At 56.0% G+C, this 15555-nt stretch carries 12 protein-coding genes; 11 read left to right on the forward strand and 1 reads right to left on the reverse strand.

Features of this window, described 5'->3' with window-relative positions; genetic code table 11:
- A partial coding sequence (gene rpoN / locus JW937_05225; GenBank protein ID MBN1586815.1) for an RNA polymerase factor sigma-54 occupies window positions 1-1214 on the reverse strand: 1214 nt, incomplete at its 3' end.
- Window positions 1215-1656: 442 nt separating this feature from the next.
- Between rpoN and JW937_05230 the strand changes: the two genes are divergently transcribed.
- The 11 genes from JW937_05230 to JW937_05280 form a co-directional block, all read left to right on the forward strand.
- Window positions 1657-1854, forward strand: a complete 198-nt coding sequence (locus tag JW937_05230) for a MerR family transcriptional regulator (GenBank protein MBN1586816.1) — start codon at window positions 1657-1659, stop codon at window positions 1852-1854.
- Window positions 1855-1874: 20 nt separating this feature from the next.
- On the forward strand, window positions 1875-2741 hold the full coding sequence (locus JW937_05235; GenBank protein ID MBN1586817.1) for a polysaccharide export protein: 867 nt from the start codon (window positions 1875-1877) through the stop codon (window positions 2739-2741).
- Window positions 2742-2808: 67 nt separating this feature from the next.
- The gene (locus tag JW937_05240) at window positions 2809-4083 is read left to right on the forward strand and encodes a hypothetical protein (protein ID MBN1586818.1); all 1275 of its coding nucleotides are present in this window, start codon (window positions 2809-2811) and stop codon (window positions 4081-4083) included.
- An 11-nt stretch (window positions 4084-4094) separates the two neighbouring features.
- Window positions 4095-4964 (forward strand): AAA family ATPase, encoded by an 870-nt coding sequence (locus JW937_05245; protein ID MBN1586819.1) that lies wholly within the window; start codon window positions 4095-4097, stop codon window positions 4962-4964.
- Complete coding sequence (locus tag JW937_05250; protein ID MBN1586820.1) at window positions 4961-5824, forward strand: CpsD/CapB family tyrosine-protein kinase; 864 nt, start codon at window positions 4961-4963, stop codon at window positions 5822-5824. The genes JW937_05245 and JW937_05250 overlap by 4 nt, the downstream gene beginning before the upstream one ends.
- A gap of 3 nt (window positions 5825-5827) precedes the next feature.
- Window positions 5828-6298 carry a diacylglycerol kinase family protein gene (locus JW937_05255; GenBank protein MBN1586821.1) on the forward strand — a complete coding sequence of 157 codons (471 nt, stop codon included), beginning with the start codon at window positions 5828-5830 and terminating at the stop codon, window positions 6296-6298.
- Between the two features lie 87 nt (window positions 6299-6385).
- The gene (locus tag JW937_05260; GenBank protein ID MBN1586822.1) at window positions 6386-8197 is read left to right on the forward strand and encodes a thiamine pyrophosphate-binding protein; all 1812 of its coding nucleotides are present in this window, start codon (window positions 6386-6388) and stop codon (window positions 8195-8197) included.
- Entirely contained in the window at window positions 8194-9648 is a 1455-nt protein-coding gene (locus JW937_05265; GenBank protein MBN1586823.1) for a lipopolysaccharide biosynthesis protein, read from the forward strand. Before JW937_05260 ends, JW937_05265 begins: the two co-directional genes overlap by 4 nt.
- A gap of 12 nt (window positions 9649-9660) precedes the next feature.
- Entirely contained in the window at window positions 9661-11907 is a 2247-nt protein-coding gene (locus JW937_05270; GenBank protein ID MBN1586824.1) for a glycosyltransferase, read from the forward strand.
- A complete protein-coding gene (locus JW937_05275) occupies window positions 11904-14069 on the forward strand; it encodes a glycosyltransferase (GenBank protein MBN1586825.1) in 2166 nt (721 codons plus the stop codon). The genes JW937_05270 and JW937_05275 overlap by 4 nt, the downstream gene beginning before the upstream one ends.
- Window positions 14056-15555, forward strand: a 1500-nt coding sequence (locus tag JW937_05280) for a glycosyltransferase (protein MBN1586826.1), incomplete at its 3' end; no start/stop codon positions are given. The genes JW937_05275 and JW937_05280, both read left to right, overlap by 14 nt.

The raw sequence follows: 15555 nt of genomic DNA on the forward strand, positions 1-15555 counted from the left end.
AAATCTCTGAGGCGAATGGTCCCCTGAGGAGTTTCCGCGTACTTCCCGTCCACCGCCCGGCTAATAGTGGTCTCGTGCATTTCCACGTGGTCCGCCACCTGTTTGAAGGTCAGGGGAACCAGATAGCCGGCCCCGTGTTCCAGGTAAGCCTCTTGCACCGAGACCACATACTCCGTAATCTTCCGCAGAGTCTGGGTGCGCTGGCGCACGGCTTTCATGACCCACATGGCCGAATGAAGGCGCTCCCGCACATAGCTCTTCAAGTCCTGCTTTGAATCCGCCTTCTGGATCAACTCGCGGTACTGTTTATTCAGCCTTAAGGGGAGAAGTTCTTCATCCTTGAGCACAACCACAAAACCGCCCTCCTCCTTCACAATGCTGATGTCGGGCACAACCGGGTGATTATCATCCAATCCGAGGGCTAAGGCGGGCTTGGGATCCAACTGCGAGATGATGGCCGTGGCCTCCACAATCTTGGACAGGGGGACTTTAAGTTCCTTAGCCAGGCGTTTCAGATGATGCACCCCCAGTTCCTTCAGGTAGTCCCTGACCAAGCGGTACGCAAGCGTATCCTCCCGGCCTTGCCGGGCCAGCTGAAGCATCAGGCATTCGGCCAGATCACGGGCCGCGATTCCCGGAGGATCCAGTGATTGGAGCATGGCCAAGGCCTCCGCGCTTTCCTCCAAAGAGCACGCGCAGGATTCGGCAGCTTCCTCCACCGTCGTTCTCAAGTAGCCGTTTTCATCCAGATTCCCGACAAGATACTCTCCGACCTCAAAAAGGCCGGCTCTGGGACTGAGCATCCGGAATTGTTCAAATAGAGAATTGCGGAAATTCGGCGCATCCGTAAGCAAGCTCTCGCGAAAGTTGTACATTTCCAAGGCCTGGTCATTATCCACCAGTTTCTGGTTACGCGAGGGGTCATCCTGCATATACTCCTCAAAATACTCCACGAATTCCTGTTCAGGACTCAGAGCTTCCGGTTCCGGTCGGGCTTCGGCCTCCATTGCATGATCTGTGCTGGGCTGATCCGAGCTGATTTCAGGTTCAGCATCCCCCGCAACCTCAAGCAGGGGATTTTCTATGGTCTGTTCGCGCAAATACTGGTTGAGTTCGGCAATAGGCATCTGCAAAATGCGGATGGCCTGGCGCATCTGGGGCGTTAACGCCAGCTTCTGCGTGAGTTTTTGGGTTTGTCTAAGTTGGAAGGCCATGGTGTGGAACAGCTCCCCATACTGCTAAGTTTTAAAAACTTATCCACAGAATCTCATACAGGAATTATAGCCTGCGTCTTCGCACCTTGCAAGAAGTCCGCATCACTGAACCTGGATTCAACCACGTACTTTACAGCCTCTTTATGTATTAGGCTTTAAAGTAATGTAAAGTGTTGCAGAGCCCGGCTTCGTAAAATTCTTCACATTGTCCAAATATTTCAACATTCGGGCCTTTCCCAGCAGCGCATTCGCAGGCCACTGAGTCCCTGCCCAGGCTCTTTCCCCCACAAAGACCGGGAAGTCCTGGGAATGGCACTCAAGATGCTTCCTGTGCCGGGAAGCCGGGTGCATTTTTTTTGGTCTGGCATATCCAGGACAGTCTAGGACATAATAGGACAAGCCTAGACTTAGAGGGCGCACAATCTTGAAGCAGGAGGTTGTTGTGGCGAACCTAAGTCGCAACCACAAACGATTTACAATCACAGAAGTCGCCGGCAGACTGGGTGTTACAGCAAAAACCCTGATCCGCTGGGAAAAGGCCGGCAAGGTGCGCCCTCCCAAGCGGGACTGGCGCGGCTGGCGAGTTTACAGCGAAGAGGATGTGCGCGGGCTGCGTACCTTCCACGAATCCCTGTATTGAACAAGCTCTAGGAGGCATATATGCGCAGGATCACACAAATCACCCGTTTAGGGCTCGCAGTCACGCTCTTAAGCACTCTTCTGCTTCACCCCAGCTGGGCCCAGCAGCAGCAAGACGATTGGAGTTATGAGCCTTCGCCGGACGCCTATCAGCAGCAGGGCTACGGCTCCCAAAATCAGATTAGTCAGGGGACCCCAAACCGCCAACAAACAACCGAGGCCATCGATCGCTATCTTGCCGCCCGGGAAGCCCCCGGCCTCAATTCCCTGTCCGGAACCGTGGCCGGCATTTTGGGTAGCGGCCCGTACACCCTGGGCATCGGGGATGTGGTTCAGATCATGGTGCGCGGCCAGCCCGAATTCAGCGGCAGTTTTGTCGTGGGCCCGGACGGCGCCCTCCAGTACACCTTTGTGGGCGATGTGCCGGCCGTAGGAATGACCAAGAACGAGCTCAAAGAGGTGGTTGTGAGCCACTTGACGCGCTATGTCAAAGTCCCGAGCGTCAGTGTCGCGATTGTGGGCTACAATTCCAAGTCCGTGTACCTGCTGGGCGAGGTGGCCAGTCCCGGCAAGTATGCCATGGCCGGTGATTCCATTACCTTGCGTGAGGCCGTAGTCCGGGCCGGACTTCCCGAACGGGCTTCGGCAGCCACTCACCGCACCTGGGTGATCACTCCGGATGACACCCATCCGGTGGCACGGAAGATTGATTTGCAGAAGATTCTTTACAAGGGTGTTCTCAAGGAGAACATCGATCTGAAGCCCGGAGATGTCGTGTACATACCGCCGACAGTAATGACTAGTGTCACCCGGACCTTGGATGAGTTCTTCTCGCCCTTCTATCGGGCGGCTGTGGTCACGAGTGTGGCCGGAGACGTTTTCGACTAAGCCACTTGCAGGAATTGACCGGGGGAACGGCCTGGATTTCATTCCAGGTCCAGGAGGATAGAGAAGTATGGCCATTCAGACCGAAACGGCCGGTTGGCAGGATTATCTTAAGCTTATCTGGCGGCGTAAATGGGCTTTTTTGATTCCCTTTGTGCTCTGCATCTTCTTGGGAGCAGGGGCCATTGTCGTGCTTCCCGAGATCTATGAAGCACAGACCGTGATCCTGGTGCGGGAACAGAAACTGCTCAATCCGCTCATCAGCGGACTCGCAGTGTCGACCACTGTGAGCCAGCGCCTGCGCACGATGCGCGAGGAAATCCTGGCTTGGTCCAGTCTTGTCCAGCTCATCAAGGAACTCAACCTGAACGAAGGCGACGAGAGTCCGCTCACCTACGAGCGCATTGTCCGGCGGCTGCGCAGGGATATCGCGGTCGGCATGAAGGGCAATGATATTATCGTTATCGGTTACCAGGATGAGAAACCGGAGCAAGCTCAACAACTGGTCAATACGCTGACCAATATCCTCATTGAAAGAAATATCTCCGCGCAGAATGACGAGGCCGATACAGCCATTGATTTTATCGAGGAACAGATCAAAATCTATGAGAGCAAACTCGAGAAATCTGAAGAGGCCTTGCGCGAATTCAAAGAGGTATACGCGGTCCAGATGCCCGTTGCCTCGGCGCTAAACGACCAGTTGGTCGGTCTCGAACTGCAGCTCACCAATCTGCTCATCGACAACACCGAGGAACACCCTGCGGTCAAGGAGCTCCGGAGACAGATTGAAAGCATCAAATCCCGTCGCAATGAGGAGATCCGCAAAGTCGCGGAGAGCGGCCAGATCGATGTGGACCCCCGGACCTACAGCGAAATGTCCCTTTCCATCCCGCGCCAGCAGCAGGAAATGGCGCGCCTGACCCGGGACTACGGAATCAGCGAAGGCGTGTACTCGCATCTCAAGTCGCGTTTGGAAAAAGCCCGGATCTCCCAGCGGCTTGAAAGCTCCGACGACGGCACGACCTTCAAGGTGTTGGACCCGGCTCGTTTGCCTTACGAACCCGTAAGCCCCAATGTCAAACGCGTGATGTTCCTGGCCGTTTTCGTGGGACTCGCGTTGGGAGGCGGTTGTGCGTTCCTGGTGGAATACCTCGACAACTCCTACCGCGACGCGGATGAGATCCGGGATGATTTGGAGCTGCCGGCCTTAGGTTCGATTTCAAAGATCGTCACCGTGGAAGACGTGCAGGCCAGACGGGCCCTGTGGTGGAAACGCCTTGTCACCACAATAAGCGTAATCGCGTGCGTGGCCGCAGGCATTGTGGCCAGCGCATTCCTCATCTAGGAAACCGGATAATGTACGAGACCTTTTACGGATTTTCAGAAAAACCCTTTAACCAAACTCCGAATCACCGCTTTTTCTTTCCTTCGGAAAAGCACACGGATGCGCTCAATTCGCTCGTTTACACGATTTCAGAGCGGCGCGGCTTTGTCGTGCTCACCGGTGAAATCGGGGCGGGAAAAACAACGGTTTGCAGGACTCTGATGTCCAGACTGGACGCCGATACGCAAATCGCCATTATCCGGAACACCCATCTGACTCCAAAAGAACTGATTCAGCTCATTCTGGAGGAGCTCGAGGTGGACTACAAACCGGGAACCAAGTCACAGCTTCTGTCGCAGCTCAACGAGTATCTGGTCGACCAGCTTGTGATGGGACGCAATGTGGTGCTACTGATTGACGAAGCCCAGAATCTCGCCCCAAAGGTATTGGAAGAAGTTCGCATGATCTCGAACCTGGAGACAGAGACCGAGAAGCTCATCCAGATCATCATGATGGGGCAACCCGAGCTCTGGCGGAAACTCAATCTGCACAACTTGCGGCAGCTTAAGCAGCGTGTGGCGACCTTCTTTCATTTGGAACCTTTGAATGAGGAAGAGACCCGGCTTTACATCAAACACCGGCTCGAACACGTAAGCGGGGGACCCGTGGATATCTTTACAGCGGATGCCATGAGACGTGTCCACGCCTATTCCGGAGGTGTCCCGCGCTTGATCAATTCAATTTGTGATGCCGCTCTGCTCACCGGATATGTTAATGAGCGGCGCACGGTGGATTCCTCCATGATTGATGAAGTGGCAGCCGAAATTCCTTCGGTGGATGCACACCCTTTTCCCTTTGAGAGCCCTTTGGGGACAACTGAGCGCGCGGAGACAGCACTATGAGCAAGATTTCTAAGGCCCTGGAAAAAGCAGCAAAAGACCGCTTTACCAAAGTAGTCCAGGAGCGCCCTACTGTGCGCTACCGGGATCCGGTCAAGGTGGCGGAATCCCGTATAGACCCGCATGTCGTGGTCTATCATGATCCGCATTCCCCCATTGCCGAGCAATACAAGACTCTGCGAACTAATCTGCAAGCCCTTTCCGCCAAGCAGCCGATTCGCACGCTGGGCCTGACAAGCGCGATCAACAGCGAAGGGAAAACGCTCACCAGTATCAACCTGGCCGCGACAATGGCGCAGAATGACCAGAAGCGGATTGTCCTGGTGGATTGCGATCTGAGGCGGGGGAGTATCCGCCAGGTCCTCGGGCTTCAAGAGCAACCGGGTGTGAGCGAGATCCTTTCCGAGGGATATCCGCTAGATCAGGCCCTGGTCCAGACTCAGATTCCCAATTTGACCATCCTGCCCGCCGGGGCCACGCCCGACAATCCCACGGAACTTTTGGACTCGCACCGCATGCGCGGCCTCATCAAGGATCTCCGGGAACAGTTTGACCTGGCCATCTTTGATACGCCCCCGATCATCCCTTTGACCGATGCGGGGGTTTTGGGCGCCAACATGGACGGAATGATCCTGGTGGTTCAATCCGGGCGCACGCAGCGCAAGCTGGTGGTCCAGGCAGACGATATTCTCCGGAATCTCAATATCCGTACTCTGGGTTTTATTTTGACGCACGCGGATTACTTTGTGCCCAAGTACGGCTACGGCTACTACTACGGCTACCGGCCGGACCAGAAGAAAGCGGCAACGGGTCCTGCCAACGGCGGCCAGGATAAGAAGAAACCTGAACAAGAAAGTGAGTAAGTGATGTTGTCCAGTTCCAGATTTGCACAGAGTGTGGGTTTTGCATGGGAAGGTCTGACCGAGGCCTGGAACACCCAGCGCAATTTTAGAATCCAGGTCTTTATCGCGGCAATGGTATCGGCCGGGGGCGTAATGCTGGGTTTTACCACGGGCGAGTGGATGGTTGTGCTGATTGTGATGGGAATGGTTCTGTCCGCCGAGCTCCTGAATACCGCCATCGAAACAGCGGTGGACTGGCTCGGTAAAGGCCGGACGCATCCTCAGGCCAAGAAGATCAAAGACCTGTCGGCCGCATCCGTGCTGGTGCTGTCGGTCACCGCAGGCAGTATCGGGCTTTTTCTGATGGCCCGGCATATCGGCGAGTTGCCCAAATGGGACCAAAGGTTTTGGATCCTGAGCGCAATTTCCGTCACGATGATCGCACTCAAGCTCCTTTGGAAGCAGCCCTTGGACATCGAAAAAGAAAAAGAATAAGACCCAAGTAGTCCCTGCTGGAAATATTCTGGATTGTTGTAACGGCTGAGAGACTCTCTCAGCCGTCTCATCGTATACGGGAGCCCCATGAAGACCCATTCAGATTCGAGCGTTGACGAAATGCGCCACAGCAATGCAGCCTCCGTCGTCGTTGAATGTCTGCACAAGGAAGGTGTGAAACACGTATTCGGATTGCTGGGTTCGCATATCCTGGGTATTTTTGCCGAACTCGCCGGACACGAAAGTATCCGCCTGGTTGTTTCCAAGCATGAAAATAATGCCTCCTTTATGGCGGATATGGCCGGACGCCTGACAGGGCGGCCGGGAGTGGCCATTGCCACCGCAGGGCCGGGCGCCACAAATTCCATCACTGCCGTTGCCCAGGCCTATGCCTCCAATTCGCCTTTGGTGCATATTTCGGGCGCGGTGCGCCAGGGGGCCCATCCTTTTGAATTCCACGGAACCCAAAGCGCCGAAGCCGGAGTTCGAAGCTTTGCGGAGTTCACCAAATGGTCGACCTCAGTGCACTCGCTCGAGGCCCTGGGACCGGCCCTGGCAAAAGCCTTTCACCTGGCTGTTACAGGACGCCCAGGTCCCGTGCATGTGGAAATTCCGCACGACATCATGCTGGCCAAACCCATATTGCTGCCCCCCTACCAGCCCATCGCCCCTGTGGAGGGCAGGTTGGATGCCCGGGCTGTGCGCCGGTTGTTGCGCCTGTTTTCTCAAGCCAAACGCCCCTTGATTCTCGGCGGCGGCGTGGCCAAATCCCTCAACCTGGGGGAAGGACTTGCAGCCCTTGCCGAGCGCTCTCAGGCACTGGTTGCCTTGAGTGACGACAATGCCTGGGGCGCTATCCCCGACCACCGTCCAAATTTTATCGGTTATTCCGGCGGCATCAATACCAACCGCTATGCCCGGCAAGCCCTTTGCCAAGCGGATTTTATCCTGGCTGTCGGACACCGGTCCCAGGATGAAGCCCGCCGTTATCTGAAGTCGAATGGCTTTTACGGACGGTCATTCTACCTGGGATGCCCCCAGAACGATCTGGACCCCAAAATGGCCGGCCTTCCCAAAACGCTTTCCGCGCTGACAGAGGCACTGTCCGGAAAAACTTCCCCAGTACAGCCTCAGTGGGTTTCCTTGGCCGGCCGGTTGCAACAGGACAGGGACGCTTGGCGGGAGACCCTGATTTCGCCTCAAGTTCCGGGGCCCTCGCCCGACCTGGGGCGCGTCTTGTCCTCCTTAAGCAAGAGACTGGACTCCGACGCCGTTGTGATCGGCGGAATCGGGAACAATAATTACTGGCTCCGGGCCATGCTTCCGGTCAAGCAGGCCAATGCCCATTTCGGGGCCGGCAGCTGGGGCAGTATGGGTTGGGAGTTGGGGGGGGCTATCGCAGCCAAGTTACTTTGCCCTCAACGCCAAGTGCTTGCCGTGACCGGCGACGGGTCCATGCTCATGTCTTTGTCTGATTTGGGGACTGCCTTGGAGGAAAATCTGAAAATCCTGCTCATTGTGTTTAATGACAGCGGATACGGCATGATGGAAAGCATGCTTGGAAAAACCTCCAAGTTTTGGACCGGCACACGCTATTTGGCCCCGGATTTTGCTTCGCTGGCTGAAAGCTTCGGAGTCAAGGGCATTCAGCTCAAGCCGGGTGAAAACCCGGAGCCAAAGCTGGACCAAGCATTTGAGGCCCTGGAACACGGGCCCGTGGTCTTGGAGGTTCTGGGCGCCCTAAACCACCCTGTGCCGGATTTTTCCGAAGTGGGAAAAACCATCGCGCACGGCTCCACACCGGGATACTGGATCCAAAAGATTCAACGAGTGAAAAGTGATTTCTCAAACAGAATGAAGCGGGCTTTAGGACTGCACCGGAGAAAGGTTCATCCATGAGCACAGCTCAGCTGAACAGGCAAATCGCTCAAGGGGTCAAATGGTCACTTTTGGGCAACGTCGCCGAGAAAATCCTTTCGGTGGCCGCTACCGCTATTCTTGCGCGCATTCTCTTGCCTCAGGACTTTGGACTTTTTGCCGTGGCCTTTGTGTTGATCGACGGACTAGCCCTTTTTCAAACCCTGGGAATAGACACCGCGCTCGTGCGCGAAGTGGACCGTGCTGACGAAGCTGCGGACACGGCCTTCTTTCTCGTCCCGCTCACGGGGCTCTGCCTTATGGTTATCCTCCTGCTCGCAGCTCCTATTTACGCTCAATACACAGGCCATCCCGAACTCAAGGGTATGATTCAAACCCTGGCCCTGCTCTTTGTCTTCACCTCCCTCAACCGGGTGCCCGGAGCCATCTTGACGAAGAACCTTCAGTTTGCCAGGCGCGCCTTCGCGAACTTTTTGGCCCAGGTGGTGTTCTCCGCAGCCGCCGTGATTCTCGCGCTGTTAGGCCACGGCGTCTGGAGTTTGGTCTGGGCCTATATGCTGAGGGTGATCGTGCGGACAAGTATGATTTGGTATTTGAGCGGCTGGCGTTTCCGAGGCCGGTTTTCCAAAGACCTGGCCAAGAGCATGCTGCATTTCGGGGGTTTTGTGATGGGGAGCACCACACTAGCCTTTCTCAAGACCAATATCACCAGTCTGGCGCTCGTGAAAATTATCGGCGCCACGGCCGTAGGGTATTACACGATTGCCTACGGCTTGGCATTCTTTGTGGCCCAGTATCTAGGCAGCCATATCACCAATGTGACGTATCCCGCCTTTTCACAAATCCAGGACGATCCCCAGGCAATCGCGCGCGTGTATCTAAAAATCTTCAAGCATTTTTCTGCGTTGACCGTCCCGTTTAGCCTGCTGCTCATTGTTCTGGCCCCGGAGATCATCACCCTGATCTACGGCAGCCGCTGGCTGCCGTCGGCCTCGATTCTGATGATTCTGACAACAGCCGCTCTGCTGCGGAGTTTATTCTTGGGAGTGGGCCCTGTGTTTCTGGCGTACGGTCACGCAAAGCTTAGCTTCAAGATCAATGTCATTGAAACAATCTTATTTCTCGCCGCGCTTGTCCCATTATGCCACTGGTGGGGCCCGGAAGGGGCGGCCCTGGCCGTGCTTATGGGCACGCTTGTTTCGGTCGGGATCAGTGTCTTTTATTTTTTTGGCCTCACACAGATTTCCGCTTCGGACATACTCCACGAGTTTACTCCGTGCGCGAGCGGCTCTTTGGTATTATTGGCCGTTTCAGTTATTGGAATATGGGCTCTAAAAAACAACGCTGCCGGCCTGCCGCTTTCCACCGGGCCGTCCCTTGCCGTCATCCTTCTTGCCGGTTTGGGCTATCTCCTAATGATTTATGTGAAGGACCGAAGTTTCTTTGCAGAACTCAAGCGAGCCGTCACTTAGGAAGGAAGTTCCATGCCACAAGTCAGCGTCATCATCTCAGCTTACAATCGGCCCAACTTGCTGGTGGAGGCCATCGAGAGCGTGCTGCGCCAAAGCTACACAGACTGGGATCTTCACATTGCCTGTGATGGTGCGCCAAGCTCCGTCAGACAAATCGTCGAAGAATATGCCGCCCAAGATGCCCGTATTCACGGATATTTTCTCCCTCATTCCGGAAAAGTTGCCAAGGTCAGAAATCATGCTATCCGGCAAGCCGCAGGCGAATATGTCGCCTTTTTAGACGATGACGACGTCTGGTTTCCTCACAAGCTGCAGGTGCAGATGGCCTTACTGGAATCCCAACCAGAACTCAGGATGATCAGTGCATCGATGGTGCCCCAGACTCCGGATGGAGCGGCCCTGCCTGATATGCACAAACCTCCGATCCCCACCAAACACACTGCAAGAACGTTATCCCGTACTTGCTATTTTCCTCTCTGTATGGCCTTGGTGAGGCGGAGTGATGTGCTTGAGGCAGGGGGATTTTGCGAAGACCTTGATTATGCTGAAGATTATGACCTCTGGCTGCGGCTGATGCACAAAGGCCCATTTACAGTTTTGGAGAAACCGCTCGGGCTCTACCGGATCCACGGCAACAACCTGTCTCAGTACAATAAAGCCAAGGGGCCGGAAGAGAGTTACCGCCTGATTCGAGTCTACAAGGATCACTTGCGAGTGATGGCTCGCGCCCGCCTGAACTGCAAACGTCTTGGTGAGCTTGAAGCACTCAACAGTCAAACCGCTCAAAAATACTTAGGCCTGGCGAATACTCATCTTGATGTGGATATGTGGGCGCCTGCTTGCCGCGCTTTGGCCAAGGGGATTTTGTTTGACCCCTTTCTGGGCCTGAAAATGCCCACGAACAAAAATCTTTCTCGGTTCCAAAAAGCTATCAGCCCCTACCGCATGCTGCTTTCCCATGCCCTGGGCATCCTGAAAGGCAAAGCCCCCAAGAGTGAGAGACCTGTTCAGATCGCGTACTTTCTGGATGTGTTCCCCGCACTCTCCGATGCCTTCATCATCAATGAATTTCTGGGCATTGAACGGCTTGGAATCGGGATTGAGATCAACTCCTACCGTGACTACGAAGAGGAGCTACATTCTCCCGAACTCGTTCACTTGAAGGGGCCGGTACAGTACTTTGGAACCAGAGAATATTCTAAGCGCGAAAAAGCTGCCTCTCTGTTCTGGGCATTGCGCTCCAACCCGCCTTTCTTTTTTTCGGAATTCATCAGAGTGTTTCAAGGCACCCGGAGCTTGCGCTGGCATTTTCTGCAGGCCGTCTGCAAGGCAAAGACAATGGCCATGAAGCCCCCCACTCATGTTCACGCCCACTTCGACCAATTCGGCGCCTATTATGCCTGGGTCTGCGCCCGGCTTCTCCGGGTCCCATTTACAAGCACGAATCACGGCGGTGATGCCTGGACCGAGTCCTATCCCCAAGTCAGCCGGGATGCGGACGCCCTGGTCACGGTTTCGGAATCCCACAAGGCATTTCTCATTGACCAGTACGCATTGGAACCTGCCAAAGTTCACGTCATTCCCTGCGGGATTGATGCCGCAAAGTTCTTCCAACACCAACGTCAGTTGCCCTCGACTCCGGTTATTCTTACTGTAGGCCGGCTGCACTCAGTGAAAAATCAAGCTGTTCTCCTCGATGCCTGCAGGATTCTCCGGGCGCAGGGCCTGGAGTTCAGGTGTTTCTTGATCGGTGAGGGTCCTGAAAAAGACGCGCTGTCCGAGCAAATACGCGCCTTGGATTTGAGTGACACAGTCGAACTTTTGGGTTCTAAGACCCAGGAGGATATCGCCCGACTTTTGAGTCAATCCACGGTCTTTGCCCTGCCCAGTCAGACGGAAACTTTGGGCGTGGCCCTAATCGAGGCCATGGCTTCCGGTGTGCCGGCCGTTGCCTCCAGAGCAGGTGCGCTTCCGGAAATTATCGAAGAACATGTCAACGGATACCTGGTGGAGCCGGGGAACGCGGAACAGCTGGCCGGAGCGCTCAAAAAACTCCTGGAAGACAGGGAGCTGAACCAGATTATGGGCAATAATGCCCGGCGCGCCGTTGCCGGCAAACTCGACAGTCAGACAAGCGCAAACAAGCTGGCGCGCCTGTGGGCCTCTTTTGCGGCCTCAAGAGACGTGTGGCCGCAGATTCCCGATGCTGAAGACGCGACTCCATCCGCCACAGTGAAGCGGAAGAAGGCGATGTCATGAGCACAGTCAGCGTGGTCCTCATTTCCTACAACCGGTCCGGGTTTCTGAAGATTTCGCTTCAGAGCGTTCTGAACCAGAGCTATCAGGATTTTGAGATAGTGCTCGTGGACGGGTCCGACAAGCCCGAACACATTGCCGCGGTGCAAACGCTCTGTTCGGCTGAGAAGCGAGTCCGCTTGCTGCGCATACAAAACAAGGGTGTTTCCGCGGCGCGGAATCACGGAATCGAACACGCCCAGGGCGACTATATTGCCTTCCTGGATGACGATGACGAATGGTATCCCGGCCACCTTCAAGAGCATGTGCGCTATCTGGATGCAAACCCCAAGGCGAGTTTTGTCCTGAGCCAAGCGGAGATTATCGACCAGCACGGCAAAAAGCCCGGACGCCGTATTCCGGAGAAGCCTTTAGACGGCACCCGTGTGGACCTTTATGAGCGCCCCATTGTGCTGTCTTCCGCCCAAACCGTGCGCGCGTCGGCAATTGAGCAAGCCGGTCACTACAAGCCCAAATTCGATCTGAACGAAGACTTTGAATTTGCCTGGCGTTTGGCCATGGCAGGGGAATATTGCATGATCCCTTACCCCACGCTCGGCTACCGGCGCCACAGCGGTTGCACCACCCACCGCTTAGCCAAGCAAATGTACATGCACGTGCATAGTCTTCTGCAAATCCCGGCCGGTAAACACACGGGGGTCCGCTACTGGCAGAAAAAGCGCCGCATTGCCCGGGTGCGCTACAAAATTGCGGAAGAACACTACAATGCCGGCGAGTGGCGGCAGGCATTTGCGCAATTGCTCAAGGCTTGCGCGGCCCGCCCGGATGTGGGCCTTCGCACGCCCGGTATTTTGGAGGGTCGATCCTCCCTTTACCGCCTGCTGCGCCCTCATGTCCTGCTGCTGAAATCTCTGATCCAGATGCTCCGGCCCAGCCAGCGATTCAAGTCTATCCCTCCGCGAAAGATTCTCTATGTGTTCCACCGCCAGGAATGGGCCGGGGCCGCGCAATCCATGCAAGAGACCATCCGGTCCCTGGATCCTGAGATCTACAAGGCCTGCATTCTCGTACCCGGCGAAAGGGATTTTGAGGCCATCGATTCCTTGGGCGCCATCCCTGTGTACGAGTACGCCCCCATTGAGTGGCGCTTCGGAAAGCTCAGGCATGCCTGGGCGCAGACCGCCTATTTGGCGGATTGGCTCAAGATGAAAGAAATCGGTCTGGTGCATATCAATTTTCATACCGATGCTCCGGCCATTGGATTGGCCAGCTGGCTGGCCGGCATCCGCTATCTGGTCCAGGTGCGCGTCATGCTCTGGATGACTTGGGCCCAGCGCTTTTGGCTGGCGCGCGCCCAAGCCGTGGTGTGCGTGTCCCATGCCACGCGGCGCTGGGTCACCCAGCCCCGTCGCTCGGATTTCTGGACGCGCTACCGCAAAGACCACATTTTTGTGCACGCGGACGGCCGGGACCTCTCCAGGTTTGCCTCAGTCACGGAGCAGGACGCCGAGACAGTGCGCAAGGAACTCGGCATCCGGTCTGAACAGCCATTGATCGGGATCGTGGGCTTGTTGGAAAGAAACAAGAATCAGGAACTCTTTTTGCGGGCCGCGGCAGAGCTTCTTAAACACGAACCAGAGGCCCGGTTTCTCGTGGTAGGGGACACAGGCATGGATCACCACGCCCCCTACAAAGACTATCTGCACACGCTGGCAGAGGAATTGGAGCTCAACGCTAAACTCATCTTTACGGGAGCGCGCAAGGATATCCCCGCGCTCATGAAAAGCCTGGACGTGCTGGTGCTCGCGAGTTTGCGCGATGCATTCCCAGGCGTCATCATCGAGGCCATGGCCTCAGGCACAGCCGTGGTCACCACCTGGGCCGACGGAGGGGCGCCGGAGGTCTTAGGGGATTCCGGGGCCGGGGTGGTGCTTAAGACTTACGAGGCCCCGGAATTAGCCCAAACCCTGCTGAGGCTTATCCGCAATCCTGAAGAGATCCGGAAGATGGGCGAGGCAGGGAAGAAAAGCGCGGCAGAACGCTTTGCGGTCAGAATAAACAGCACCAAGATGGCCGCGATCTACAATTGTTTGTTTGAAGGTCTTCCTGCCCAAACTGCATTCGCCGACTTTGCGGACAAGGAGGCATTCGATGCCGCGCCTTAGTGTGGTTATTCCCACCTATAACCGCGCGGCGGAGGTGACCGGAGCCGTGCAAAGCGCATTGGATCAGGATTTCCGCGATTTGGAGGTTCTGGTCATTGACGACGGTTCCACGGATTCCACCCGCGAACAAATCGCCGGCTTGCAGGACCCGCGCATCCGCTATCTTTATCAAAGCAATGCCGGAGTCTCTGCCGCGCGCAATCTCGGCATCCGCAAAGCCCAAGGCCAGTACATCGCGTTTTTGGACAGCGACGACCGTTGGTATCCCAACAAGCTCAGCGCCCAACTGCAGGCCTTGGACACTCATCCGGATTGGGCCTTCTGTTACGCCTATGCGGACGCGTTTGACCCAAGCGGACTGCAAGCGGGGCAGCGGCCGCAAGAGCCCTTAGACCCCACTTTGGAGAATCTGCTGCACCACAACTTCATCCCCACACTCACGGTCGTGGCGCGCGCAGAAGCACTCACAACAGCCGGACTCTTTGATCGCCATCTGACCAACAACGAAGACTATGACCTCTGGCTGCGCATGGCCATAAGAGCGCCTTTCGGATGCTTGCCCCAAATCCTGGCGCGCTATACCGTGGCTGCGGACGGGCTCTCTTCCAATCCGATGAAAAGCCAGTGGCAACTGGCCAAGGTCTTTGAAAAATGCCTGCACGACCCGGCCTTTGAAGCGCACACCACCGAACTCCGGCGCCGCTTTGCGCGCTCCTGTTATCTGCTGGCGCGGGACGCGCGCGCAACAGGGGACTGGAGCACCGCCCACAGCTATGCGCGCAAGGCCGTGGCTGCTTTGCCCGGCGTGGGAATCCAGTTCGCCCCGGGTCCCTCAAAGCTCCAAAAGATGCTGGCCGCAATCAAGCCTCATCTGTTCCGGTACCAGGCCTTTTTCGCACAGCTCACGTCAAAACGCTCTCCCGAATTCCAGCGCCCCTTAACGCGCCTCCTGTGCGTGGAAACAGGCACGGGCTTCGGAGGCTCTTCTGCCGGGCTGGCCGCCTTTTTGGAACGGCTGGATCCGCGCCGCTTTGAACCCATTGTGGTGGGCTACCGCAAGGGCGATAATCTGGACCGCATTGCCAAGCAGGGAATCCGGGTGGAAATTATTCCTCCGCCGGACCCGAACAAGCACCCGCTGCTGTGCAAAATCCCCGGTTTTGGTTTTCTGTACTGGGCCCTGCCCTATGCGCGCACTCTGGCAAAATTTATCCGCGAAGAAAGTATTCACCTGGTCCATCTCAACAACGGCATCCCCATGGAAATCCCGGGCATTATCGCCTGCAAATGGACGCGCACTCCCTGCGCAGTCTACATCCAAGGCCTGGAACCGGTCAGCCGGATTCAACGCTTTCTGATCCCGTGGGTCACACGCTGGCTCTTTATCTCCAAAGGCATGGTTGAGGCCTATGAATTGGAGCAATATTATCCTGCGCTCCGTTACCATATTCTCTATCACGGCATTGATCTGGATTCCGCGCAATCA

The organism is Candidatus Omnitrophota bacterium, from assembly GCA_016929445.1.
Lineage (GTDB): Bacteria > Omnitrophota > Gorgyraeia > JAFGIU01 > JAFGIU01 > JAFGIU01.

Excerpts from the sequence above, each read along its gene's own strand:
- JW937_05235 (MBN1586817.1), top strand. The coding sequence starts at position 1,875 with ATGCGCAGGATCACACAAATCACCCGTTTAGGGCTCGCAGTCACGCTC.
- JW937_05240 (MBN1586818.1), top strand. The coding sequence starts at position 2,809 with ATGGCCATTCAGACCGAAACGGCCGGTTGGCAGGATTATCTTAAGCTT.
- JW937_05245 (MBN1586819.1), top strand. The coding sequence starts at position 4,095 with ATGTACGAGACCTTTTACGGATTTTCAGAAAAACCCTTTAACCAAACT.
- JW937_05250 (MBN1586820.1), top strand. The coding sequence starts at position 4,961 with ATGAGCAAGATTTCTAAGGCCCTGGAAAAAGCAGCAAAAGACCGCTTT.
- JW937_05255 (MBN1586821.1), top strand. The coding sequence starts at position 5,828 with ATGTTGTCCAGTTCCAGATTTGCACAGAGTGTGGGTTTTGCATGGGAA.
- JW937_05260 (MBN1586822.1), top strand. The coding sequence starts at position 6,386 with ATGAAGACCCATTCAGATTCGAGCGTTGACGAAATGCGCCACAGCAAT.
- JW937_05265 (MBN1586823.1), top strand. The coding sequence starts at position 8,194 with ATGAGCACAGCTCAGCTGAACAGGCAAATCGCTCAAGGGGTCAAATGG.
- JW937_05270 (MBN1586824.1), top strand. The coding sequence starts at position 9,661 with ATGCCACAAGTCAGCGTCATCATCTCAGCTTACAATCGGCCCAACTTG.
- JW937_05275 (MBN1586825.1), top strand. The coding sequence starts at position 11,904 with ATGAGCACAGTCAGCGTGGTCCTCATTTCCTACAACCGGTCCGGGTTT.